Here is a 23,460-nt window from a genome sequence, read left to right on the forward strand (position 1 = left end):
GCCTGCGCCCAGGACGCGGCAGTCAGATGGCGGTTTGGCGGCAGAATGATGACGGCGCCTGCGCCGGCCCATCCGGGCCCGGCGGGGGGCGGCAATGGTCACGCCAGTGGAACACTGCCTGTGCACGATGCCCCCGCAATGCCCGCCAGGCCTTGCCCTGCCGGGCACAACACCTTAACCACCGGCAACCCATACGGGTTCACAATGCACAGGCGGCGCACCCCGTGTATCATTCGCGCCCATCTTTCCATCCGAATCAAAGGATATTAAGCCTGATGTCCAGCTACCTCTTCACCTCCGAGTCGGTCTCTGAAGGCCATCCGGACAAGGTTGCCGACCAGATCTCCGATGCGGTGCTGGACGCGATCCTGACCCAGGACCAGCGCGCCCGTGTGGCCTGCGAGACCATGGTCAAGACCGGCGTTGCCATCGTTGCCGGCGAGATCACCACCAGCGCCTGGATCGACCTGGAAGCGCTGACCCGCAAGGTCATCGTGGACATCGGCTATGACAGCTCCGAAGTCGGCTTCGACGGCGCCACCTGCGGCGTGCTGAACCTGATCGGCAAGCAGTCCCCGCACATCGCCCAGGGCGTTGACCGCAAGAAGCCGGAAGAAATGGGCGCTGGCGACCAGGGCCTGATGTTCGGCTATGCCACCAACGAAACCGACAGCTACATGCCGGCGGCGATCCACCTGTCGCACCGCCTGGTCGAGCAGCAGGCCAAGATCCGCAAGAAGCGCAACTCGCCGCTGTCCTGGCTGCGTCCGGATGCCAAGAGCCAGGTCACCCTGCGCTATGAAAACGGCGTGGTCTCGGCCATCGACGCCGTGGTCCTGTCGACCCAGCATGCCCCGGGCATCAAGCAGAAGGACCTCATCGAGGCCGTCCGCGAAGAGATCATCAAGCCGGTGCTGCCGGCCAAGTGGCTGCACAAGGGCACCAAGTTCCACATCAACCCGACCGGCAAGTTCGAGATCGGCGGCCCGGTGGGCGACTGCGGCCTGACCGGCCGCAAGATCATCGTCGACACCTACGGCGGCTGGGCCCGTCACGGTGGTGGCGCGTTCTCCGGCAAGGACCCGTCCAAGGTTGACCGTTCGGCCGCCTACGCTGCCCGCTACGTTGCCAAGAACGTGGTTGCCGCCGGCCTGGCCGACCGTTGCGAAGTGCAGGTCTCCTACGCCATCGGCGTGGCTGAGCCGACCTCGATCTCGGTCACCACCTTCGGCACCGGCAAGATCAGCGACGACAAGATCGAGAAGCTGATCCGCAAGCACTTCGACCTGCGTCCGTACGGCATCATCAAGATGCTGGACCTGATCCACCCGATGTACCAGCAGACCGCGGCCTACGGCCACTTCGGCCGCAAGCCGAAGGAGTTCAGCTACATCAACGGCGAAGGCGAGACCGTCAACGCTACGGCCTTCTCCTGGGAGAAGACCGATCGCGCCGCCGCCCTGCGCGCCGACGCGAAGCTGAAGTAAGACAGACGAAGGGCCGCGAAAGCGGCCCTTCTGCTTCCTGTAGAGCCGAGCCCATGCTCGGCTTTCTTTTTGTCTGCGCCAAGAGCAGCCGAGCATGGGCTCGGCTCTACACGAGCCACGCCACGCCGATACAATCGCCCCATGTCGACCGAACTCAAATCCCACCAGCTGTCCATGACCGTGCTGATGTCGCCGGAGATGGCCAATTTCTCCGGCAAGGTCCACGGCGGCGCGATCCTGCGCCTGCTCGACCAGGTCGCTTATGCCTGCGCCAGCCGCTATGCCGGCCGCTACGTGGTCACCCTGTCGGTGGACCAGGTGGTGTTCCGCCAGCCGATCGCGGTCGGCGAACTGGTCACTTTCCTGGCCTCGGTGAACTACACCGGCACCTCGTCGATGGAAATCGGCGTCAAGGTGGTGGCCGAAGACATCCTCAAGCGCAGCGTGCGCCACGCCAACAGCTGCTTCTTCACCATGGTGGCGGTGGACGAGGAAGGCCGGCCGACGCCGGTTCCGTCATTGCAGCCGGCCAGTTCGGACGAGAAGCGCCGCCAGGCCGCCGCATTGATCCGCCGCCAGCTGCGCCAGGAAATGGAGCAGCGGCATCTGGAACTGCTGGCGTCCAACCCGCCGTCGCCGGAAGAATGAAGGCGTGCGGGGCAAGCCCCGCACCCACCGAAGCAGGTAGCGCCGGGCCATGCCCGGCGGATGCATTTCAACCGGTGTTCTGCACGCCCTGCGAAACACCATTCACGCAGGCCACCAGCGCGCGCAGCAGGTCGTCGTCCTCGCGCCCACTTTCGCGCCAGCGCTGGAGCAGGTCCACCTGCAGCACGCTGATCGGGTCCACATAGGGATTGCGCAGGCGGATCGACAGCGCCAGCCGCGCGTCGTGGTCCAACAGGGTCTGCTGCCCCATCAGCGCCAGCAGCCAGTGCCGGGTCAGTTCCAGTTCGCGTTCAACCTGCGGGAAGAACGCATCGTGCAGCTCGCCTGACAGGCGCGAGAACTGTTCGGCGATGGTGATATCGCCCTTGGACAGCACCATCGCGATGTCATCCAGGAAGGTGCGGAAGAACGGCCAGTCCCGCGCCATCTCACGCAGCGTGGCTTCATGGCCGGCGTCCACCGCCGCCTGCAGGCCGCTGCCGACGCCATACCAGCCCGGAATCACCGCGCGCGCCTGGCTCCAGGCAAACACCCACGGAATCGCACGCAGGTTGGTCAACGCCGCATCCTGGCCGAGCCGGCGCGAAGGCCGCGACCCCAGCGTCATCCGTTCGATCACATCGATCGGCGTAGCGGTACGGAAGTAATCCATGAAACGCGGCTGGCCGACGAACGCCCGATAGACCTCGCTGCTGGAGCCGGCGACCACGTCCATCACCGGCCGCCAGTCCTCCTCGCGCGGCTCTGCGGCACGCGGGCGCAGGCTGGCGCGCAGCACCGCACCGGTGGCCTGCTCCAGCGAACGCAGCGCCAACGCGCGGATGCCGTACTTGCGGTGGATCACCTCGCCCTGTTCGGTCACCCGCAGGCGGCCATCGATGCTGCCACGTGGCGAGGCGTCGACCGCGTGCGTGGTTTTGCCGCCACCGCGGCTGATCGAGCCGCCGCGGCCATGGAAGAAGGTCAGGCGCAGGCCCGCTTCGGCGGCCACCTCCAGCAGTTCAACCTGTGCGCGTTGCAGGCCCCAGCGCGAGGCGGCAATGCCACCGTCCTTGCTGCTGTCCGAATAACCGAGCATCACCATCTGCACGTCGTCGCGTGCACGCAGATGCGCGCGATACACCGGATCGGCCAGCAGGTCGCGCAGCGTTGCAGTGCCGCGCTTGAGATCGTCCACGGTTTCGAACAGCGGCGCGATATCCAGCGGCACGTCGCCAGCGTCATCGACCAGGCCACCACGGCGCGCCAGCGCCAGCACCGCCAGCACATCGCCACGGTCGTGCGCCATCGAGATGATGTAGCTGCCGAGCGCGTCGCCACCATGCCGCGCACGCGCATCGGCCAATGCAGCGAACACTGCATCCAAGCGCTGGCTGCCCTCATCATCGCCAACGGGCAAGGGTGTTTCACCACTGGCATGTGGCGCCAGCAGGCGCGCGCGACCGGCTGCATCCAATACGTCCCATGCCGCATCGCCGCCCAGCACGGCCGCCAGCGCGCGCGCATGCACGCTCGATTCCTGGCGCACATCCAGCCGCGCCAGATGAAAGCCGAAGGTCTTCACCCGCCACAGCAGGCGCTGCACGGCGAAGCCGCCGGCATGTTCGCCACGGTTCGCACGCAGGCTGTCGAGGATCAGCTGCAGGTCATCGATCAGTTCGTCGGGGCCGGCATAAGCGCCGTCGGCATCATCCAGCGTGGCCTGCAGGCGCGCGCGCATGCGGTCGTTGAGCAACCGGTACGGCATGTCGGCATGGCGTGGCCGCGACTGCACCTTCGGCAGCAACTGCTGATAGTGCGCGACACGCGCCTGCAGTGCATCGCTCACCCCTACCCGTTCGGTGGACTGGCTGAGCAGGCTGGCCAGCTGCAGCAGTTCCTTCTGGTACTGGCCCAGCACGGCAACGCGCTGTGCATCCAGCGTGTTGCGGATGGTGTGCGCATCCACATTGGGATTGCCGTCCATGTCGCCGCCCACCCACGTGCCGAAACGCAGCAGGCGTGGCAGCGGCAGTTCCTCTCCATAGGTATCGCGCAGTGCCTGCTGCAGCGATTCGTACAGCACCGGGATGACCCGGTACAGCACCTGCACCAGATAGAAGCCGACGTGCTCGCGCTCGTCGTCCACGGTCGGACGCACCGGCGAGGAATCGGTGGTCTGCCACGAGGCGGTCAACGCCATGCGGAAGCGCGCGGCGTCGGCGGCGGCCTCACCGGGCGTACGCTGGCCGTCGAGGTTGTCGACCAGGCTGGCGACCATCAGCTGCTCTTTTTCCAGCAGCGCGCGACGCACGGCCTCGGTCGGGTGCGCGGTGAACACCGGCTCGATATCGATGCGTGGCAGCCACTGCGCCAGTTCGTCCAGGCCAACGCCCTGCGCCTTCAGGTGCTGCAGGGCGTCCTGCAGGCCATCGGGTTGCGGTGCGGCGGCAACGGCGCGCTGGTAGTCGCGGCGGCGGCGGATGCGATGCACGCGCTCGGCGATGTTGACCACCTGGAAGTAGGTGCTGAACGCCCGCACCATGGTCTCGGCCTGCTGCGGTGCACGCCCGGCCAGGCCTTCGGCCAGTTCGGACAGCGGTGCCTGGTTCTCGCGGCGGGCGATGGCACGCGTACGCACGTCCTCGACGTCATCGAGGAAGGCGGCCGACACCTGCTCGACCAGCAGGTCGCCGACCAGTGCACCGAGACGGCGCACATCGTCACGCAGGGGAAGATCGGGGGAAGCGAATTCGATACTGCTGCGGTACTCGTTCATCGGCGACGCACAGGCCTCGGTCAACGGATCCAGACCCCAAGCCTAAACCAGATTACGCACGATGCTGCGATGCGGAAATGGTTTCATCTGCACGTATCCGCAGCAGAAGCAGCCGAGCGTGGGCTCGGCTCTACAGACGTCATCACGCGCCATACCGTGTAGCGACCGAGCCCATGCTCGGGCGGCGGCGCAGCCGCACAGGCGGCCCCGTTGCGGGGGCCGCCCTCATGCGCGTCAGCGCTTCTTCTTGGCCTTGCCCTGCTCGGCCGGGCCGATGGTCTGTTCCAGCCAGCGCTCGCTTTCGGCCAGCATGGTCATGATCGATTCGCGGGCGCGGTAGGCATGCGACTCGTTCGGCAGCATCACCAGGCGGGCCGTGCCGCCCAAGCCCTTCACCGCAGCGAACATGCGCTCGCTCTGCAGCGGGAACGTGCCCGAGTTGTTGTCGTCCATGCCATGGATGAAGAGGATCGGATCCTTGATCCGGTCGGCGTAGTTGAACGGCGCCATCTTCTGGTACACGTCCTGCGCCTGCCAGTAATTGCGCTCTTCGGCCTGGAAACCAAACGGGGTCAGCGTGCGGTTGTAGGCACCGCTGCGGGCGATGCCGGCCTTGAACAGCCGGGTGTGCGCGAGCAGGTTGGCGGTCATGAACGCACCGTAGGAATGGCCACCGATGGCGATGTGCTCGCGATCGGTCACGCCACGACGCACCACCTCGTCCACCGCAGCCTGTGCATTGGCCACCAGCTGTTCGATGTAGGTGTCGTTGGGTTCCTTGTCGCCTTCGCCGATGATCGGCATCGACGGGCTGGCCAGCACCACATACCCCTTGGCCAGGAACGCCTGCGGGCCCCAGTAGCTGATCGCGTTGAAGCGGTACGGCGAATCGGTCACCTGGCTGGCGGCCGCCGCGCTCTTGAACTCACCCGGGTAGGCCCACATCAGCAGCGGCCGCGGACCATCGCGCTTGGGGTCATAGCCCGGCGGCAGCAGCAGGGTCGCGGTCAGGTCCACGCCGTCCTTGCGCTTGTAGCGGATCTGTTCTTTCTGCACGCCCTTCAACTGCGGCAGCGGATGGGCGAAGTGGGTCAGCGCACGCGGTGCAGCGTTGGTGTCGGCCAGCGACTGCACGTAGAAGTTGGTCGGTTCATCCGGGCTCTCGCGGCTGATCAGCAGCGAACTGGCCTGCGCATCCAGCAACGTCACCGGCGCGGCGTAGGTCGGTGCCTGCGAATGGAACAGGCGCGTCGCCTTGCCGCTGGCCACCTCGAAGCGATCGACGAACGGACGGTCGCCCTCCGGCGATGCACCGGCACCGGCCAGATACAGGCTGCCACCATCAGCGGTGGTCTGCAGCAGCGAGCGGCCGCGGTCATCGCTGGCCATCAGCGGACGACCCGGATCGGCATAACGGTCCTGCGCATCGCGGTCCCACAGCAGCCTGGCATCGGCGCTGGCGTTGTCCGGTGCAATCAGCCAGGTCTTGCTGCGGCGGGTCTTCCACCACGATTCGTTGAGCAGGGCCAGGTCGCCACGGCCCCAGCTGATGCCGGCGTAACGGCTGCCGAGCTGGGCCAGGGTCACCGGCGGCGTGTCGAACGGTGCGGCCTGCATGAACACCGCATCGCGCACCTTGGCCTCCTTGTTCGGATCGCCGCCGTCCTGCGCTTCGGCCCACACCAGGGTGGCATCGGCATCACCGCGCCAGCTGATGTCACGCACGCCGGTCACTTCGGCATCGTTGCCGGTCGGCAGGCCTTCCACCAGCGGACGCACGGCCACGGTGTGCACCAGCTTGCCGGTGCTGCGCTCGAGCACTTCGATGCGGCGCGGGAAACTGCTCACCGGCACCACGTAGGAGTACGGGCGCTGCACTGGCTGGCTGAGCACGAAGCGGCCATCGGGCGACACCGCAAAGCCCATGAAGATGCCGGCCGCACCGATGGCACGGCGCTGCCCGTCCAGGCTGACCTCCACCGGCTGGGTGGTGGCGTAGTAATCGAACTGGCGCGCGTCGGCCTCGTTCTTCAGCAGATCCTGGTAGGTGCGGATGGACACCACGCCCCCGCCCTGGCTGGTCTGCTGCACGGCCGGGCCGGTCGGAATGCCATCCGCGGCAGGTGCGGCGCCCAGGTTGGCCGGGCGGGTGAACACCACCAACCCACGGCTGTCCGGCAACCACTGGTAGCCACTGCCAAGGACGGTGTTCAGGCCGGCGAGCAGACGACGGGCGCTGCCGCCGGCAACGTCCACCAGCCACAGTTCATTGGCACCGGTAGCGGCGTCGACCTGGTTGAAGGCCAGCCACTTCTGGTCCGGCGACCACGTCAGGCTGGCAATCGACAACGAGCCCGGCAACCCGCTGATCTGCCGCTCCTTGCCGTCGGCCACGTTCATCAGCCACAGCTTCTGGCCGAAGCTGAAGCGGCTGTCGGAGAAGGTTTTCGGATTGATGCGCAGGCCCGCGAGTTTCAGCTCCGGCTGTGCCACCACCTGGATCGACGGCAGCGACGGCATCTGCATCAGCGCGGCGACATCGCGGCGCGGCGACAGGAACAGCGACGGCGCCCGCGGCGCGTCGACCACCGCCTGCAGTGCGGCCGAGGGCAGCTCGTAGCCGGTCACGCCCTGCGCTTGGGTCTGTGCCACCTGCGGGGCCGCAGCCCAGGCCTGCGGGACCACCGCCAGCAGGGCCATCGACAGGACCAGGCCGGTCAAGCGCCGGTTGCGGCGTGCGTGCGTGCTCATCATTGTTCCACCTGTTCGCTGCGTGAAGCCCTCGACCTTAACAGGCCATGCACATCCGCCCATCTGCCGATGGTTGGGTCATCGCTGTGTCACAGCGGAGGCGCGATATAATGGGCATCCTCCCCTGCCGAGGGGCGCTGCGACCGGATCCCCTGAGACCGGCCAGGCTCGGCCAGGTGGCTTTGCAACAACGGCGCCCGGCCAGATGCGAGCATCCGCTCGCCCACAACCGGAGCTACTGCATGAATGCTGTTGCCAAGACCTTCTCCACCGAAGGTGATTACAAGATCCGCGACATCACCCTGGCCGACTGGGGCCGCAAGGAACTGGACATCGCCGAGCACGAAATGCCGGGCCTGATGTCGATCCGCCGCAAGTACCAGGCCGAGCTGCCGCTGAAGGGCGTGCGCGTGACCGGTTCGCTGCACATGACCATCCAGACCGCGGTGCTGATCGAGACCCTGAAGGACATCGGCGCCGACGTGCGCTGGGCCTCGTGCAACATCTTCTCGACCCAGGACCACGCTGCTGCGGCCATCGCCGCCACCGGCACGCCCGTGTTCGCCTGGAAGGGCGAGTCGCTGGAAGAGTACTGGGACTGCACCCTGGACGCGCTGACCTTCACCCTGGCCGACGGCACCCTGACCGGCCCGGAACTGGTGGTCGACGACGGCGGTGACGTGACCCTGCTGATCCACAAGGGTTACGAGCTGGAAAACGGCAGCACCTGGGTCGACGAAAAGGCCGCTTCGCACGAAGAGCAGGTCATCAAGAACCTGCTCAAGCGCGTGGCCAAGGAGCGCCCGGGTTACTGGGGCCGCGTGGTCAAGGACTGGAAGGGCGTTTCGGAAGAAACCACCACCGGCGTGCACCGCCTGTACCAGCTGGCACAGGCCGGCACCCTGCTGATTCCGGCGATCAACGTCAACGACTCGGTCACCAAGAGCAAGTTCGACAACCTGTACGGCTGCCGCGAGTCGCTGGCCGATGGCCTCAAGCGCGCGATGGACGTGATGCTGGCCGGCAAGGTCGCCGTGGTCTGCGGCTACGGTGACGTGGGCAAGGGCTGCGCCGCGTCGCTGCGTGCCTACGGTGCGCGCGTGGTGGTTACCGAGATCGACCCGATCTGCGCCCTGCAGGCGGCGATGGAAGGCTTCGAGGTCAACACCATCGAGTCGACCCTGGGCCGTGCCGACCTGTACGTCACCACCACCGGCAACAAGGACATCATCCGCATCGAGCACCTGAGCGCGATGAAGGACCAGGCCATCGTCTGCAACATCGGCCACTTCGACAACGAGATCCAGGTCGATGCGCTGGTCGCCTTCCCGGGCGTGAAGCACGTCAACATCAAGCCGCAGGTGGACAAGTACATCTTCCCGAACGGCAACGCGATCTTCCTGCTGGCCGAAGGCCGCCTGGTCAACCTGGGCTGCGCCACCGGCCACCCGAGCTTCGTGATGTCCAACTCGTTCGCCAACCAGACCCTGGCCCAGATCGACCTGTGGGCCAACAAGGGCAGCTACGAGAACAAGGTGTACCTGCTGCCGAAGAAGCTGGACGAAGAAGTGGCCCGCCTGCACCTGGAGAAGATCGGCGTGAAGCTGACCACCCTGAGCCAGGAACAGGCCGACTACATCGGCGTGCCGGTGGAAGGTCCGTTCAAGCCGGATCATTACCGCTACTGATGCTCTGACCCCAGCAATGGACGGAGACATAACGGGCGCCCTCGGGCGCCCGTTTCTTTTTACGCATCAATGCTGTTGAATCTATGATTGACATCACCTCATGAAGCCTAAGGAAGAAACGCGATGCAATGGAGAGAAGCTACAGAAATTGAGGGGAACAGCGTCAAAGTGCCACCCACGTGGCTCGACCTCTACTACTACGAAGCTCTGAATATTCTTTTCAGGTTCGAGAATTCACTTAGAATCTTCGCCTATATAATTCTAAAGAAAGAGCTCGGCGAGAAATGGGATAATGCCGCAATATCAGGCAACTCAACCATTAAAAGCGAGACAAAAAAGCGCTTAGCTCAAGCACGCGAGCACGGTTATCTCGGATACGAAGTAAGCTCTCCAATGCTATATTTGAACAGCGGAGAACTCACAACAATAATAACCTCTGATGCATACTGGAAACATTTCGCCCCTTATTTCAAGGCAACAAAACAAATTATACTAAATAAGTTAAATGAAATAGGGACAGTAAGAAACTCACTTGCACATTTCAGACCACTCAAAAGAGATGACCTCGACCTTATAAAGCAGAATACGAAACACGTACTTCTCGAAATTGAGACATGCATTGATCGAATCAATGCCATTTCCAGCGCAACCCCCACAAATAGTGACAGCGAGTGGTACAAAAAACTTTCATCAATCAAGAACGAAGTAGTTGAAATATCACTATTCCAGAGCCAAGACCAGCAATGGGTTCGTACGGAAATTGGATTCAAAACTCCCATGCTGGAGAAAACCCAGTTTGGGCCCCATTACTTTTCGTACCAACTTGGAAAGTTCCGAACTGAGGAAATGCTAAAAAGATACAACAACATTAGAAATGCATGCATCAGCGTAAGCGAAATACCAGCATATGGAACCATGTCTCACAATCACGACGTCGTCTTCGATCAAAAGATTAGTGTGATATTCCATCAGAAGAACCTCTGCAATGGGATCGAACCCATCTATAGTGATTTCATCGAAATCGCCGCGAAGGCAGAAAGGGAAGTGGCACTTCTTCATGAGGATAGACTAACCTTGGGCGATCTGGTCAAGTCAGAGAGCGCCAACGCATCCTTCATCACAAACGTTGATAACCCCTATTGGAGCTTAAACATATTGAGCCTCAACACTCCACTGGAGAGTGTTGACTCCATTGAGTTCTGGGGGCACCGATATCATTTCAGCTCCAACTTTGTGACTGACACTAACCACTACCCGTGGATGCCAACACCTGTATCCAAGCCAGCTTGGTTAGGTACTTAGTAGTTTGGTAGCGTCCAGCGCTCGCCACCAGGCGAGCCTGGGTCAAGGCAACGCATTACCTACTCGCTACGATGCCCCCATGACTCCGGCCATCAACCTGCTCAAGCGCGAAAAGATCTCTCATACCGTGCACAGCTACGTGCACGACGCCCACGCCGATTCCTACGGTGGCGAGGCCGTCGAAAAGCTGGGGCTGGACCCGGCACAGGTGTTCAAGACGCTGCTGGCCACCACCGAAACACACGAGCTGCTGGTAGCGATCGTGCCGGTGGCCGGCCAACTCGACCTGAAAGCACTGGCCGAGGCGGCCGGGTGCAAGAAGTGCGAGATGGCCGCCGTCGATGCCGCGCAGCGCGCCACCGGCTATCTGGTCGGTGGCATCAGTCCGCTGGGGCAGAAGAAGCGCCTGCGCAGCTTCCTCGATGCCAGCGCGCGGCCGCTGCCAACGTTGCACGTCAGCGCAGGGCGGCGCGGGCTGGAAGTGGAGCTGGTGCCGGCCGACCTGCTGCGCCTGACCGGCGGCCACTACGCCGCGATCGGCAGGCCCCGTTGATGCGCTGGCCCTGGTCCATATCGCCGCCACCGCGGCTGGACGATCCGCAGGCCGACGTGCTGCTGCAGGATCTGCTGTCGCGTGATGCCAGCCGTATCCACGCGGCCAGCAGCCAGCTGGCGCGGTTGTTCAGCGCCAGGTCGCTTGACGCGCTGGCGCCACATGCCGAACGCATCGAACACGCCTGCAATGGCATGCAGCTGGGTGGGGCGCTGGTCAGCAATGATGTGCACCTGAAAGCCGCACTGCGCCGCCTGCGCTATTGGCGTGAACGCAGCGGCTGCCTGTGCGCGCTGTATCCGGATTATCTGTTCTTCAACCCACGCCGGCTGATCGAACAGGGGCATGTGAGCTTGCTGGAACTGGGCGTGGCCGAGGACGGCTGGGGCGACCGGCATCGGGTGGCCTGCACAAACTGCAGCCAGCACTGGGATGCCACCGACCGCGAGTACCACTACCCGTGGTGGGAGTGGATCGTGGTCACCGATGATTGAAGCCACGCATGATGTGGCGCTACTGCGGTAGCGCGCAGATCACTACCATGCGCGGGCGGCATGGCCGTTATTCCAACAGTTCATAGCGCATCGGTACGCGCACGATGCTCAATTCCGGCACTGCACTCTTCGCGTCGGTGCGGGTGAAGCGCCAGCCGCGCAGTTCCTCAACCGCCGCTTCATCCAGCACCGCGTGGCCACTGGATCTTTCGACAATCACTGCAGCGACGGCTCCCTTCGCATCCACCACGGCCTTGAGCAGGCTGCGACCGGAAAGCCCTTCCTGCATGGCCTCCCTCGGGTAGCGCGGTGACACACCGCGGGGTGGCATCCAGGCCGTCTCGTCGCCCGCGAACAGACCCTGGCTGCTGCGCGCCGCGCAGCGCTTCGGCAGGCGTAGCTGCAGTGACACCTGCGCGTCATCCACGGTTGCTTCCGCCGGTGCGGCACAGGCCTTCTGCGCAAGCACCATCAGCATCTGCTGCTGACGCAACAGCGCCTTGCCATCGACCGCCGTCACCTCCACCACGCAACGACCTTCGCGGACCTGCATCGACAACGCGGTCACCCCCGCATCGCGCAGCCAGGACGTGGGGGGCAGTGGCGAACACGCGGCCTGCGTGTCAGGCGTTGCCGCCAGCACCCCGGCAGCCGGCAGCATGCCTGCCAGCAGCAGCGGGATCCTCCTTGCCCAGATACCCATGCCCCGCCCTCCGTGCGTTTGTCTGCCCGATCATAGGGCAGGCGCGCGTGGCATGGCGCTACGGGCCGTCATGCATTCACGGACGCCAATTGGCGTTGTTCTCCCAGAACGCCACCGCACGCTGGTACGCCGCACGGTCCAGCGGCACACCTGAGCCGCCCTCCTCCACGCCCAGCGCATTGCGCATCATCGTGATCGGTGCCATCGGTACTTCTTCCGGCTCGGCGGTATAGATGCAGCCGACGATGCCCCAATCTGCCGCAATCGGCGAGCCCTCCTTGGCCAACTGCTCGGCGCTGTACAGGATCACCACCAGGTAGTTGGCACGCGGCGATTCCACACCCTCGAACCAGCGCACCAGCACCGGCAGTTCCTCACGGTTGCGCGCTTCGTAGCCGCTGCGCAGCTGGTGCCGGTTGGCCTCGGTGATCGGCACCGTCAGGCAGCGCGTGCTGGTCCAGTTCTCGTACACGAACAGCTTGCAGAACGGCGCATAGCCATCGAGCACCTTCAGCGGCGCATGCGCGTTGAGATGCGCCTCGAATTGCTCGGCGCTGCAATCCTGAATGGTGTTGCCGCGCGGCACGCGTGGGAACAGGCGGGGGCGGGCGAAATCGGTGAGAACGATGGACATGGTGATGTGATGCGGGAACAGGGACTCAGGTTAACCGCCGTCGTGCTTGAAGTCTGCTTCACATCTGCCGCGCAGACTGCGCCGCACCACCCCAGGAGAGACGAGCATGTTCCGATTCAACCCAATCCACGTGCTGGCGCTGGCCTTGCTGCCATTGGCCGTTGTTGCGGCCCCCGCTCCCCCGGAGCCGCCGCGCGTGCTGCTGGTGGTCAGCAGCGAGGGCCGCGACCAGGGCAAGAGCCGTCCCGGTTTCGAGATGGACGAGTTCGCCCAGGCCTGGTTGATCCTCAGGCGCAACGGCTTTGCCATCGATGTGGCAAGCCCCCGCGGCGGCGCCGTGGAAGCAGACAAGTACAACCCCGCCGAGGCATTCAATGCCGCGCTGCTTGCCGATAAGCAGGCGGTTGCAAAGCTGGCTGCCACGCTTCCCACAAAACAGCTTCGTGCCGCCGATTACCAAGGCGTGCTGGTGATCGGCGGCAAGGGCGCGATGTTCGACCTGCCCGGCGATACCGCCCTGCAGAAGACCATCGCCAGCATCTGGGAACAGGGCGGCGTCGTTGCGGCCGTCTGCCACGGCCCCGCCGCATTGGCGGAGGTACGCTTGGGCAATGGACGCCCGCTTGTGCAGGGCCGGGCGATGACCGGTTTCACCGAGGAAGAGGAAACCCAGTTCGGCAAGCGCTGGGCGAAGGAGTTCAGCTTCCAGCTGGAGCCGCGCATGCGCGAACTGGGGGCGCACTGGCAGGAGGCACCGCTGATGATGCCCAAGGTGGTGGTCGATGGCCGGCTGCTGACCGGGCAGAACCCGTTCTCGACCGCGGCCCTCGCCGATGCCTTCGTGCGTGCAAGTGGTCGCACTCCAGCAACGCGCGAGCCCTGGCGCGACGAACACAGCATGGCCCTGGTCGAGCAGCACCTGCAGCGGCGCGATGACAGCGCAGCGCGGCAGCTGGCTGAGCGCAGCACCGATTTCCATGTGGAGCTGATCGGCATGCTCGGGTACGTGCAGCTGCAGGGCGCAGCCGACGGCACTCAGGTCGCCAATGCACTGGCCATCATGCAGCTGGCCCGCCCGCACATGCAGGAACCGCGACTGGACGTGGCCATCGCCGATGCGCACTGGCGCCTTGGCAGGACGACCCAGGCTCGCGAGCAGTTGCTGGCACTGCTGGAAAAGCAGCCGCAGCTGGACGAAGCTAAGGCTCTCCTGGCCCGCATGCAGCCCTGATCATGGACGCCGAGCGCCTGCGCCTGCTGTTGATCGAAGACAACCTGCCGCTGGCCTCGGCCATCGTCGACCTGCTGCAGGCCCAGGGCCATCAGGTCGACTTCGCCGCCGACGGCCAGATCGGCCTGCGGCTGGCACTGGCAACACCACCGGACGTGCTGCTGCTCGATGTGGGACTGCCAGGCATCGACGGCATCACCCTGTGCCGGCGGTTGCGTGAATGCAGCGACCGCCATGTGCCGGTGTTGATGCTGACTGCACGCGATGCGATCGACGACAAGCTGCAGGGGTTCGCTGCCGGCGTGGACGACTACCTGGTCAAGCCGTTCGACGATGCAGAGCTGCTGGCCCGTTGCCTTGCCCTCGCCCGGCGCCATCGCGTGGGCCAACCGAACCTGTTGCAGATCGGTGCGTTGAGCATCGACCGGCGCAGTGGCCAGGCCTGGCGCGCGGGCACGGCGCTGGAGCTGCAGCAGGTTCCACAGCGCATCCTGCTGGCGCTGGCCGAAGCCTGGCCGCGCACCGTCACCCGCAGCGAACTGGTGCAACGCCTGTGGGGAGATGAAGCGCCCCCCTCCGATCCGCTGCGCTCGCATCTGTATCTGCTGCGCCAGGTACTGGACCGGCCATTCAACGGTGAGATGCTGCGCACCGTGCACGGCGTCGGCTTCCGGCTGGAAGCTTCGCCATGAAGCGGCGGCCGATCCAGCGCCTGCGCCGCCGCCTGGTCGTCGCGTTTACGTCCTTCACCCTGCTCATTGCTACGGTGTTCGGGTTGTATTCGCTGGTCTTCATGTACGCCGTGGAAGACAGCGTTTTCAATGCACAGCTGGCCCGTGAAGCGACGGCGCAGCTCGCCGTCCATGCAGCTACGGGTCGATGGCGGGCGCCGGGTGATGCGGCCATCCGCCTGTATCAGGACACGAGCGCGTTCCCAAGCGATCTGCAGACCACATTCACCCAGGAGCCGTGGCGTTCTGAATTCAGCGGCAACGAGGGCCGGCACTACCACGTGCGACGCATGGATCCGCCACCGCCGTCACGGCCTGCCTGGCTGATCGCCGAGGTCAGCTCCCAACTGGCGGTGCGCCCGATCCGCGATGACGTAGTGGCCCTGCTGGCCGGCACCGCGTTGGTGATGGTGCTGCTGGCGATCCTGCTGGGCGTGTGGCTGGCGCGTCGTGGCACGCGCCCTCTGTACAAGCTGGTAGCGCGCGTGGAGGCGTTGCCACTGCTGCCACGGGAAGACGCCGCGCTGGCTGCTCACTTCGACGATGACGAGATCGGCGTGCTGGCGCGTGCCGTGGACCGGTTGTCCGCCCGGGTGGCCGCCTTTGTTGCCCGCGAACACGCCTTCACCCGCGATGCCAGCCACGAACTGCGCACACCGTTGGCGGTGATTTCCAGCGCTGCCGGCCAGTTGCTGCACGAACCCGGGCTGTCCGAGCGCGGGCAGCAGCACCTGCAGCATATCCGCCTGTCCGCGCTGCAGCTGCAGCAGGCTGTGGCGGCACTGCTGGCCCTGGCCCGCGAGGACGAGGCGCCCCCCGCCGCGCAGGTGCGTCTGGTGCCACTGCTGGAGCGGGTCATCGTTGAACAGGCACCTTTGCTTGGCGCGCGGCCGGTGGAGGTGCAGATGACGTTGACCGACGATGCAGCGCTCTGCGCGCCGGAACCGGCGCTGCGCGTGGTACTGGCCAATCTGATCGGCAATGCCTTCGCCCATACACCGCTGGGACATGTGCGTATCAGCATGGAAGCAGGAGAACTGTCGGTATACAACAGCACCGGCAGCGACGCATCCCTTGGCCACTGGCCCGATCCACGCCCATTTGAAAAAGGCGAAGACAGCCTGGGCAACGGTCTCGGCCTGGAGATCATGCGTCGCCTGTGCGATCACCATGGCCTGCAGCTGCGGATCGAACGACACGCCCTTGGCGTGCGGGCGATCCTGCGCGGCCGATCTCACGCACCTGTTGCACATCCATCTTGATGAAGCGATATACTGATCCGCACCCGCCGCCGCCGTCCGTGCCATGACCGCCATCAGCTTCGAGTTCTATCCGCCCAAGACCGACGAACAGCGCACCCAGCTGGACCGTGCCGCGGCCAAGCTGAAGGCGTATGCCCCCGAGTACGTGTCCTGTACCTTCGGCGCCGGTGGCTCGACCCTCAGCTACACCTCCGAGACCGTGCGCCATCTCAACCAGCACCATGGCTTTGAGGCGGCCCCGCATCTGTCCTGCGTGGGCGGCACCCGCCAGGAGATCCGCGAGCTGCTCAAGCTGTACCGCGCCATCGGCTGCCGGCGCCTGGTCGCGCTGCGCGGCGACCTGCCTTCGGGCATGGGCTTCCCCGGTGACATGCGCTACGCCTCCGAACTGATCGCCTTCATCCGCGCCGAACACGGTGATGCCTTCCGCATCGAAGTGGGCGCATATCCGGAAACGCACCCGCAGGCGCAGGACGCCCTGCTCGACCTGAAGCACTTCAAGGCCAAGATCGACGCCGGTGCCGATGCAGCCATCACCCAGTACTTCTTCAACCCCGATGCCTACTTCCACTTTGTCGACGAAGTGCAGCGGCTCGGCGTGCAGGTGCCGATCACCCCGGGCATCATGCCGATCTCCAACTTCAGCCAGCTGCGCCGCTTCTCCGAACAGTGCGGTGCGGAAATCCCGCGCTGGATCAGCCGCAAGATGCAGGCCTACGGTGACGACGCCGAATCGGTGCGCGCCTTCGGCGCCGAAGTGGTAGCCAAGCTGTGCCAGCGCCTGATCGACGGGGGCGCACCGGGCCTGCATTTCTACACGTTGAACCTGGCCAAGCCGACGGTCTCGGTACTGACGTTGCTGCGCGGCTGAAAAGTACGCTGCGTTATCGCAATCGGCGCTACGCTGCGTCGATGAAGCACGTCCTCTCCCTGTTGCTGCTCCTGCTGCTGCCCAGCGTCTGCGCCGTCGCACAGGCGCAACCCACGCGCTTGAACCGCTGCACCGATCCGCAGGGACAAAGTGTCTACACCGACCGCCCCTGCGACAGCCTGGGTGCACAGTCCCGGCGTCCGCCGCCGGCGCCTTCCGGCAACACCCTGCAGCGCGACAGCCTCGGCAGCAGCTGCCCACGTCGGCTGAGTGAACTGGTGCAGGCGTTGCACACGGCGGTCGCCATCGGTGACGTGAACCGGCTCTCTTCGCTGTACCTGTGGGGCGCGGTGTCTGATGCCGGCGCACAGCGCATTCTTGGCCAGCTGGAATCGGTGGTACGGCGACCGCTGGTGGACGTGGTGCCGGTGTATCCGCGGCAGGATGTGGATGAGGGCGCGGGTACTGCTGCGCAGGTACCGGCATTGGAATCGGAGCCGACTGCGCGGCGCCATCCGGTCGGGTTGCGGTTGGAGCAGACCCTGCCGGGCAGCGCCACGCGCGCGGCGACCGTGCTTGGACTGCGGCGGCAGTATGGGTGTTTCTGGATTACGTTGTGAGCGGGTTGGGCTGAGTGCCATCCACGCATGGCGTGGATCTACTGGTCCCTGCACGGTTTGGATCTGCTCATCCACGCATGGCGTGGATCTACTCGTCCCTGTATGGCGTCGGATCGGTACCCGTGTCAGGGCATCAGGCCGGCCACAGTCCGCGGATGGCGGCGATACCCTGCCCGCCGTGACGGCGTGCCTCGGCCACGTGCTGCGGCGTCATGCCGCCAAGCGCATAGATCGGCAGCGAGACCTGTGCGCGCATCGCGGCGAAGGCTTCCCACCCCAACGGCACTGCATCGGGATGGCTCGCAGTAGCCTGCACCGGCCCCAGCACGGCGAAGTCGCAGCCGAGCCGCTGTGCGGCCAACAGCTGTTCAAGGTCATGGCAGGAGGCGGCGACCAGCTGCCCGGCCGGCAGCGGCCGTTCCTGCAGTGACTGCAGCTGCTCGCTTCCCAGGTGCACGCCGACGCCGAGGGCGCGCGCCAGCTCGATATCGCGGTTGAGCAGCCACTGCACGCCGCGCCGATGCGCGCGTACGACCTGCTCGATCATGCCCTGCCGCTGCGGATGCTCGGCGGGCAGGCGCAGCTGGATGCGTTGCTGCCCCGAAGCCACCGCCTGCTGCAGCTGGCCGTGCCAACGCTGCAGGCCGCCCTCATCGGTGCCCGGCGCAGGGGTGATCAGGTAGCAGTCCGGCTGGCGCAGCACGGCCACCACCGGCAGGTCGGCCGGCGGCATGGAATAGCGGGCCAGCTTGTCCGGCGCCACCCAGGTGATGGCCTGGCCCTCGCGTCCACGCGGGGTGCCCTTCCAGCTGCGTACGTGACGCACCTCCAGGGTCAGGTCCTTGTCCGGGTAGCGCTGCGGCACGTCCATGATCCATTCGCCCACCTCGGCCTCGATGCCAAGCTCCTCGTGCAGCTCGCGCGCCAGCGCCTGCTCGGAGGTCTCACCGGGCTCGCGCTTGCCGCCCGGGAATTCCCAGAGGCCGGCCATGTCGCGGCTTTCGGTACGGCGGTTGAGCAGGATGCGGCCGCGGGCGTCAGTGATGACGGCGGCTACGACGTGGATCGATCGTTTCGGGGAAGGCATGGGGGGAGCATGCCGAAAACCGGGGCACCGGCGCAATCGCCGAACGCCTCAAGGCCCATAACAGGAAAGCCCCGCTTTCGCGGGGCTCTCCAGGGGTCAGCTCAGCTGGCCGTGGCAGTGCTTGTACTTCTTGCCGCTGCCGCACGGGCACGGATCGTTGCGACCGATCTTCGGCTCGTCACGCTGCAGCTGGGCCGCCTCGACCTGCGCCGCTTCCTCATCGGCACTGTAGCCGCCTGCGTCCTGGTGCTGGAACTGCGACTGCTTCAGGCGGGCTTCCACCTGCTGGCGCTCGGCCGCTTCCAGTGCCTGCACTTCCTCGTCGCTGCGGATGCGCACGCGGGCCAGCAGGGTCACCACTTCGCGCTTGACGTTCTCCAGCATGTCCGAGAACAGCTCGAAGGCTTCCTTCTTGTATTCCTGCTTCGGCTGCTTCTGCGCATAACCGCGCAGGTAGATGCCCTGGCGCAGGTAATCCATGCGGGCCAGGTGCTCCTTCCAGCTCTGGTCGAGCACGGTCAGCATCACGTGCTTCTCCAGTGCGCGCATGGTCTCTTCGCCCACACCCGCTTCCTTCTCGGCGAAGTGCTGGTTGATGCGTTCCTGCACCTTGGCGGTGATGCCTTCGGCATCCAGTTCTTCATGCGACTTGACAAGATCGGTCAGCGACATGTCCACGCCGAAGTCCGACTGCAGGGTGGCTTCCAGGCCACGCAGGTCCCACTGTTCGTCCACCGAGTTCGGCGGCACGAAGCGGGCGACGATGTCGAAGATCACGTCGTCGCGGATGCCATCGACGTTGTCCTTCACCGACTCGGCGTCAAGCAGCTCATCGCGCTGGGCGTAGATCACCTTGCGCTGGTCGTTGTTGACGTCGTCGAAATCCAGCAGGTTCTTGCGGATGTCGAAGTTATGGGCTTCGACCTTGCGCTGCGCCTTTTCAATCTGGCGGCTGACCAGGCGGTCCTCGATGACGTCGTCTTCCTTCATGCCCATCATGCGCATGGCCTTCTGCACCCAGTCGGAGGCGAAGATGCGCATCAGGTTGTCTTCCAGCGACAGGTAGAAACGGGACGAGCCCGGGTCACCCTGGCGGCCCGAACGGCCACGCAGCTGGTTGTCGATACGACGCGATTCGTGGCGCTCGGTGCCGACGATGTGCAGGCCGCCCGCAGCCTTGACCGCATCATGGCGCTTCTGCCACTCGGCCTTGATCGCCGCCTTCTGCTCGTCGGTCGCGCCTTCGCCCAGCTCGTGGATTTCCGCTTCCAGCGAACCACCCAGCACGATGTCGGTACCACGACCGGCCATGTTGGTGGCGATGGTCACGGCGGCCGGACGACCGGCGTTGGCGACGATGGTCGCTTCGCGGTCATGCTGCTTGGCGTTGAGCACTTCGTGCTTCACACCCGCCTTGCGCAGGTGCTCGGACAACATTTCCGAGGTTTCGATCGAGGTGGTACCCACCAGCACCGGCTGGCCACGCTTGGCGCACTCTTCGATGTCGGCCAGCACCGCATTGAACTTGCCCTTGCGGTTGAGGAACACCTGGTCCGGGCTGTCCTTGCGGATGGTCGGACGGTTGGTCGGGATCACCACCACTTCCAGGCCGTAGATGCTCTGGAACTCGAACGCTTCGGTATCGGCCGTACCGGTCATGCCGGACAGCTTCTTGTACATGCGGAACAGGTTCTGGAAGGTGATGCTGGCCAGCGTCTGGTTCTCGCGCTGGACCGGCACGCCTTCCTTCGCTTCCACCGCCTGGTGCAGGCCATCGGACCAGCGGCGGCCGGCCAGGGTACGGCCGGTGAATTCGTCGACGATGACCACTTCGCCATCGCGCACGATGTAGTCCACATCACGCTGGTAGATGGCGTGCGCGCGCAGCGCGGCGTTGAGGTGGTGGACCACGGTCAGGTTCTGCGCCGCGTACAGGCCTTCGGTCTCGGCATCGAGGATGCCCGCTTCGACCAGCAACTGTTCGGCGTGCTCCATGCCCGCTTCGGACAGGTGCACCTGCTTGCCCTTCTCATCGACCCAGAAGTCACCCTCACCGTCTTCCGCTTCCTGCTTGACCAGGTTCGGCACGATGCGGTTGACGCGGATGTACAGCTCCGGGGAATCGTCGGCCGGGCCGGAGATGATCAGCGGGGTACGCGCTTCGTCGATCAGGATGGAGTCGACTTCGTCGACGATGGCGTAGTGCAGGCCGCGCTGGTAGCGGTCAGCCTTGGACAGCGCCATGTTGTCGCGCAGGTAGTCGAAACCGAATTCGTTGTTGGTGCCGTAGGTGATGTCCGAACCATAGGCTTCGCGCTTGTCGCTGTGCGGCATGCCCGGGTAGACCACGCCCACGCTCAGGCCCAGCCAGTTGTACAGCTTGCCCATCTGCGCGGCATCGCGGCGGGCCAGGTAGTCGTTCACGGTGACCACGTGCACGCCCTTGCCTTCCAGCGCGTTGAGGTACACCGGCAGGGTCGCCACCAGGGTCTTGCCTTCACCGGTGCGCATTTCTGCGATCTTGCCCAGGTGAAGCACCATGCCGCCGATCAGCTGCACGTCGTAGTGGCGCATGCCCAGCACGCGGCGACCGGCCTCGCGGCAGACCGCGAAGGCTTCCGGCAACACCTTGTCCAGGGCTTCACCACCGGCGATGCGCTGCTTGAATTCCGGCGTCTTGGCCTGCAGCTGCTCGTCGGAAAGCTTCTCGATCTCCGGCTCCAGCGCATTGATCTTGGCGACGATGCGGTTGAGCTGGCGCAGCTGTCGTTCATTACGACTGCCAAATACGCGGGTAAGCAGGCTGTTGATCATTGAAGGAACCGGGTTGGATGGGAATGCCGCACGGCTCCGGGAGGATCCGTCCGCCGCAAACGAAACAGGGCGCCTGGCGCCCTGTCGATGGCAACACCCATTGTAGCTTGGGATGGGCGGCAGGGGTTTCAACCCTTTGCGGTCGTCCAGGCGGCCGGGACCGGGGTCCTGGCGGCCGCGCTTCGCGCTCGCGGGGCATGGCCCCGCGCTACCGCCGGGATCCGACGGCGTGCCGGTAGCGCCGGGCCACGCCCGGCGTTGGAATCAACCGCGGGTGATGCGGCCGACCGGGGTATTGCCACCATCGCCGAGGAACTTGCGCGGGTTGACCACGTTGCCGTTCTCCCACACCTCGAAGTGCACGTGGGCGCCGGTCGAACGACCGGTGGAACCGGCCTTGGCCACTTCCTGGCCAGCGCGGACGAGGTCGCCGACCTTCACCACCAGGCGCGAATTGTGCGCGTAGCGGGTGACGTAGCCATTGCCGTGATCGACGTCGACCACGTTGCCGTAACCGCCCTTGACCCCGGAGAAGCTGACCACGCCATCGGCCACGGCCATCACCGGGTCACCGACGCGGGCGTGGAAGTCCATGCCCTTGTGGGTGGCGGCACCGCGACCGAACGGGTCAGCGCGGGTACCGAAGCCGGACGTGACATAGCTGTTGCGGATCGGCATGCGCGAGGGCACGGCGTTCTGCTGCAGCTGGTGGTCGAACATCAGCGATTCCATTACCGACAACTGGCGGCCTGAAGCAGCGAAGCGCTGCTCCAGCACCTGTAAGTCGGCGTTGACGTCCTTCACCGGGATGTCGGCGGTCGGGCCGCCGGCATCGCCGTCACCGAGGCCGGGGGTCTCGTTGAAGTCGAATTCGCCGTCTTCCAGCTTGCCCATCTGGGTCAGCCGCTCGCCCAGGGCGTTCAGGCGGGTGGCCTGCGCCTGCAGCTCGCCGAGGCGGGCGGCCAGCGCGTTGACCTGGGTCTGCGCATCGCGCTGGACCTTGGCCAGCTCGGCCTCCTGGCGTTCGACCTTGGCCTGCAGGCGCGAATCATTGAGCGCACTGGCGCCAATGCCGCCGGCAAGGCCGATAATGCAACCTGCGCCGAGCACGCTGCCCAGCAGGGCTCGGGGGCGGTCCTCGAAGTAGAACCGCAAACGCGTGAGCGCCGATTTGGCCTGTCCTTCACGCGTTTTGATTACGATCTTTTTGAATGCCATCAGTGAGTTTTCATGTCTGAGCCGAAATCCAGCGTTCGTCCCGCATCCAGACCGAAACCGGCCCTGGATGTAGTGATGGCGGACAAAAGCGGGAACCCGCTGCGGCGTGCCCTATGGCTCGACGCGCTGGACCGTCAGTTGCGCCCCCAGTTGCCGCCACCTCTGCGCAGCCGTTGCCGGCTGGCCAATGTGGACGGGGAACACCTCGTTTTTCTCGTCGAGTCCCCGGTCTGGCATGCCAAGTTGCGGCTTGCCGAAGCCCAGTTGCTCGACGCGGCCCGGTCCATCGGGCTGAAGGCCACCAAGGTGACCGTCAAGACTGCGTCTCCCACTCCCACGCGCTCCCCAGCGCTCGACAACCGGAATGGACCCCACGCAGTTTCAGCCGCCACGCACAAAGGGCTACGCGACGCCTTGGCAGCTCTGCAGGACCTTCCTTCGAAACCGAAGCGGGAAACCTGAAAGCAGCGGAGCGTCCTGCTCCGCTCCCCGTCGCGCGTGTCACCGCAGCGTGAAACATTTCGGGGGCCGGGTCGCATCCTAGCTGGCCCCGGTGGGGCAGTCGTTAGATTGTTGTTAAAACAACG

At 65.1% G+C, this 23,460-nt stretch carries 19 protein-coding genes and 1 riboswitch; of the genes, 12 read left to right on the plus strand and 7 right to left on the minus strand.

Going from position 1 to position 23,460, the window contains the following annotated elements:
• Positions 1-275: 275 nt before the first annotated feature.
• Positions 276-1,487: a methionine adenosyltransferase gene (gene metK, locus GIW57_RS02465; RefSeq protein WP_089238823.1), complete on the plus strand. Its 1,212-nt coding sequence runs from the start codon at positions 276-278 to the stop codon at positions 1,485-1,487.
• A gap of 141 nt (positions 1,488-1,628) precedes the next feature.
• Positions 1,629-2,135, plus strand: a complete 507-nt coding sequence (locus GIW57_RS02470; RefSeq protein ID WP_089238821.1) for an acyl-CoA thioesterase — start codon at positions 1,629-1,631, stop codon at positions 2,133-2,135.
• Between the two features lie 67 nt (positions 2,136-2,202).
• Here the strand turns inward: GIW57_RS02470 and ppc are convergent, their stop codons facing one another.
• Positions 2,203-4,914: a phosphoenolpyruvate carboxylase gene (gene ppc / locus GIW57_RS02475; protein WP_236509072.1), complete on the minus strand. Its 2,712-nt coding sequence runs from the start codon at positions 4,912-4,914 to the stop codon at positions 2,203-2,205.
• A 234-nt stretch (positions 4,915-5,148) separates the two neighbouring features.
• Positions 5,149-7,665: a prolyl oligopeptidase family serine peptidase gene (locus GIW57_RS02480; RefSeq protein ID WP_236509073.1), complete on the minus strand. Its 2,517-nt coding sequence runs from the start codon at positions 7,663-7,665 to the stop codon at positions 5,149-5,151.
• Positions 7,666-7,788: 123 nt separating this feature from the next.
• Positions 7,789-7,871, plus strand: a riboswitch (S-adenosyl-L-homocysteine riboswitch).
• 36 nt (positions 7,872-7,907) lie between these two features.
• Here GIW57_RS02480 and ahcY point away from each other — a divergent pair.
• The 4 genes from ahcY (at position 7,908) to GIW57_RS02500 (ending at position 11,702) form a co-directional block, all read left to right on the plus strand.
• Positions 7,908-9,353 carry an adenosylhomocysteinase gene (ahcY, locus tag GIW57_RS02485; RefSeq protein WP_099820281.1) on the plus strand — a complete coding sequence of 482 codons (1,446 nt, stop codon included), beginning with the start codon at positions 7,908-7,910 and terminating at the stop codon, positions 9,351-9,353.
• Between the two features lie 123 nt (positions 9,354-9,476).
• The gene (locus tag GIW57_RS02490) at positions 9,477-10,655 is read left to right on the plus strand and encodes a hypothetical protein (RefSeq protein WP_236509074.1); all 1,179 of its coding nucleotides are present in this window, start codon (positions 9,477-9,479) and stop codon (positions 10,653-10,655) included.
• A 79-nt stretch (positions 10,656-10,734) separates the two neighbouring features.
• The gene (gene ybaK / locus GIW57_RS02495) at positions 10,735-11,208 is read left to right on the plus strand and encodes a Cys-tRNA(Pro) deacylase (RefSeq protein ID WP_236509075.1); all 474 of its coding nucleotides are present in this window, start codon (positions 10,735-10,737) and stop codon (positions 11,206-11,208) included.
• On the plus strand, positions 11,208-11,702 hold the full coding sequence (locus tag GIW57_RS02500; RefSeq protein WP_236509076.1) for a hypothetical protein: 495 nt from the start codon (positions 11,208-11,210) through the stop codon (positions 11,700-11,702). Before ybaK ends, GIW57_RS02500 begins: the two co-directional genes overlap by 1 nt.
• Positions 11,703-11,769: 67 nt before the next feature.
• On the opposite strand, the gene GIW57_RS02505 is transcribed toward GIW57_RS02500, so the two are convergent.
• Positions 11,770-12,405, minus strand: a complete 636-nt coding sequence (locus GIW57_RS02505; RefSeq protein ID WP_236509077.1) for an energy transducer TonB — start codon at positions 12,403-12,405, stop codon at positions 11,770-11,772.
• 76 nt (positions 12,406-12,481) lie between these two features.
• Positions 12,482-13,039, minus strand: a complete 558-nt coding sequence (locus GIW57_RS02510; protein WP_236509078.1) for a DUF3228 family protein — start codon at positions 13,037-13,039, stop codon at positions 12,482-12,484.
• A 106-nt stretch (positions 13,040-13,145) separates the two neighbouring features.
• Between GIW57_RS02510 and GIW57_RS02515 the strand changes: the two genes are divergently transcribed.
• Genes GIW57_RS02515 through GIW57_RS02535 form a run of 5 tightly spaced genes read left to right on the plus strand, consistent with a single transcriptional unit; the run spans position 13,146 to position 17,754 of the window.
• Positions 13,146-14,270 (plus strand): type 1 glutamine amidotransferase domain-containing protein, encoded by a 1,125-nt coding sequence (locus tag GIW57_RS02515; protein WP_236509079.1) that lies wholly within the window; start codon positions 13,146-13,148, stop codon positions 14,268-14,270.
• Positions 14,271-14,272: 2 nt separating this feature from the next.
• Positions 14,273-14,962, plus strand: a complete 690-nt coding sequence (locus tag GIW57_RS02520) for a response regulator transcription factor (RefSeq protein WP_236509080.1) — start codon at positions 14,273-14,275, stop codon at positions 14,960-14,962.
• Positions 14,959-16,263 carry a HAMP domain-containing sensor histidine kinase gene (locus tag GIW57_RS02525; RefSeq protein WP_236509081.1) on the plus strand — a complete coding sequence of 435 codons (1,305 nt, stop codon included), beginning with the start codon at positions 14,959-14,961 and terminating at the stop codon, positions 16,261-16,263. Before GIW57_RS02520 ends, GIW57_RS02525 begins: the two co-directional genes overlap by 4 nt.
• A 43-nt stretch (positions 16,264-16,306) precedes the next feature.
• Positions 16,307-17,134, plus strand: coding sequence for a methylenetetrahydrofolate reductase [NAD(P)H] (gene metF, locus GIW57_RS02530; RefSeq protein WP_108267862.1), 828 nt, complete (start codon positions 16,307-16,309; stop codon positions 17,132-17,134).
• 41 nt (positions 17,135-17,175) lie between these two features.
• Complete coding sequence (locus tag GIW57_RS02535) at positions 17,176-17,754, plus strand: DUF4124 domain-containing protein (protein ID WP_236509082.1); 579 nt, start codon at positions 17,176-17,178, stop codon at positions 17,752-17,754.
• Positions 17,755-17,887: 133 nt separating this feature from the next.
• Here the strand turns inward: GIW57_RS02535 and GIW57_RS02540 are convergent, their stop codons facing one another.
• The 3 genes from GIW57_RS02540 to GIW57_RS02550 form a co-directional block, all read right to left on the minus strand.
• Complete coding sequence (locus GIW57_RS02540) at positions 17,888-18,841, minus strand: Nudix family hydrolase (RefSeq protein ID WP_100462928.1); 954 nt, start codon at positions 18,839-18,841, stop codon at positions 17,888-17,890.
• Between the two features lie 96 nt (positions 18,842-18,937).
• Positions 18,938-21,655 (minus strand): preprotein translocase subunit SecA, encoded by a 2,718-nt coding sequence (gene secA / locus GIW57_RS02545; protein ID WP_099820293.1) that lies wholly within the window; start codon positions 21,653-21,655, stop codon positions 18,938-18,940.
• Positions 21,656-21,919: 264 nt separating this feature from the next.
• Positions 21,920-22,873: a M23 family metallopeptidase gene (locus GIW57_RS02550; RefSeq protein WP_236509083.1), complete on the minus strand. Its 954-nt coding sequence runs from the start codon at positions 22,871-22,873 to the stop codon at positions 21,920-21,922.
• 12 nt (positions 22,874-22,885) lie between these two features.
• Here GIW57_RS02550 and GIW57_RS02555 point away from each other — a divergent pair, with 12 nt between their 5' ends.
• Complete coding sequence (locus GIW57_RS02555; protein ID WP_162292002.1) at positions 22,886-23,335, plus strand: DUF721 domain-containing protein; 450 nt, start codon at positions 22,886-22,888, stop codon at positions 23,333-23,335.
• Positions 23,336-23,460 lie beyond the last annotated feature (125 nt).

Source organism: Stenotrophomonas sp. PA-6-5C (genome assembly GCF_021605635.1).
Lineage (GTDB): Bacteria > Pseudomonadota > Gammaproteobacteria > Xanthomonadales > Xanthomonadaceae > Stenotrophomonas > Stenotrophomonas lactitubi.

Bases quoted from the DNA above. Each gene is read 5' to 3' on its own strand.
- metK (WP_089238823.1), top strand. From the start codon at position 276: ATGTCCAGCTACCTCTTCACCTCCGAGTCGGTCTCTGAAGGCCATCCG.
- GIW57_RS02470 (WP_089238821.1), top strand. From the start codon at position 1,629: ATGTCGACCGAACTCAAATCCCACCAGCTGTCCATGACCGTGCTGATG.
- ppc (WP_236509072.1), bottom strand. From the start codon at position 4,914: ATGAACGAGTACCGCAGCAGTATCGAATTCGCTTCCCCCGATCTTCCC.
- GIW57_RS02480 (WP_236509073.1), bottom strand. From the start codon at position 7,665: ATGAGCACGCACGCACGCCGCAACCGGCGCTTGACCGGCCTGGTCCTG.
- ahcY (WP_099820281.1), top strand. From the start codon at position 7,908: ATGAATGCTGTTGCCAAGACCTTCTCCACCGAAGGTGATTACAAGATC.
- GIW57_RS02490 (WP_236509074.1), top strand. From the start codon at position 9,477: ATGCAATGGAGAGAAGCTACAGAAATTGAGGGGAACAGCGTCAAAGTG.
- ybaK (WP_236509075.1), top strand. From the start codon at position 10,735: ATGACTCCGGCCATCAACCTGCTCAAGCGCGAAAAGATCTCTCATACC.
- GIW57_RS02500 (WP_236509076.1), top strand. From the start codon at position 11,208: ATGCGCTGGCCCTGGTCCATATCGCCGCCACCGCGGCTGGACGATCCG.
- GIW57_RS02505 (WP_236509077.1), bottom strand. From the start codon at position 12,405: ATGGGTATCTGGGCAAGGAGGATCCCGCTGCTGCTGGCAGGCATGCTG.
- GIW57_RS02510 (WP_236509078.1), bottom strand. From the start codon at position 13,039: ATGTCCATCGTTCTCACCGATTTCGCCCGCCCCCGCCTGTTCCCACGC.
- GIW57_RS02515 (WP_236509079.1), top strand. From the start codon at position 13,146: ATGTTCCGATTCAACCCAATCCACGTGCTGGCGCTGGCCTTGCTGCCA.
- GIW57_RS02520 (WP_236509080.1), top strand. From the start codon at position 14,273: ATGGACGCCGAGCGCCTGCGCCTGCTGTTGATCGAAGACAACCTGCCG.
- GIW57_RS02525 (WP_236509081.1), top strand. From the start codon at position 14,959: ATGAAGCGGCGGCCGATCCAGCGCCTGCGCCGCCGCCTGGTCGTCGCG.
- metF (WP_108267862.1), top strand. From the start codon at position 16,307: ATGACCGCCATCAGCTTCGAGTTCTATCCGCCCAAGACCGACGAACAG.
- GIW57_RS02535 (WP_236509082.1), top strand. From the start codon at position 17,176: ATGAAGCACGTCCTCTCCCTGTTGCTGCTCCTGCTGCTGCCCAGCGTC.
- GIW57_RS02540 (WP_100462928.1), bottom strand. From the start codon at position 18,841: ATGCCTTCCCCGAAACGATCGATCCACGTCGTAGCCGCCGTCATCACT.
- secA (WP_099820293.1), bottom strand. From the start codon at position 21,655: ATGATCAACAGCCTGCTTACCCGCGTATTTGGCAGTCGTAATGAACGA.
- GIW57_RS02550 (WP_236509083.1), bottom strand. From the start codon at position 22,873: ATGGCATTCAAAAAGATCGTAATCAAAACGCGTGAAGGACAGGCCAAA.
- GIW57_RS02555 (WP_162292002.1), top strand. From the start codon at position 22,886: ATGTCTGAGCCGAAATCCAGCGTTCGTCCCGCATCCAGACCGAAACCG.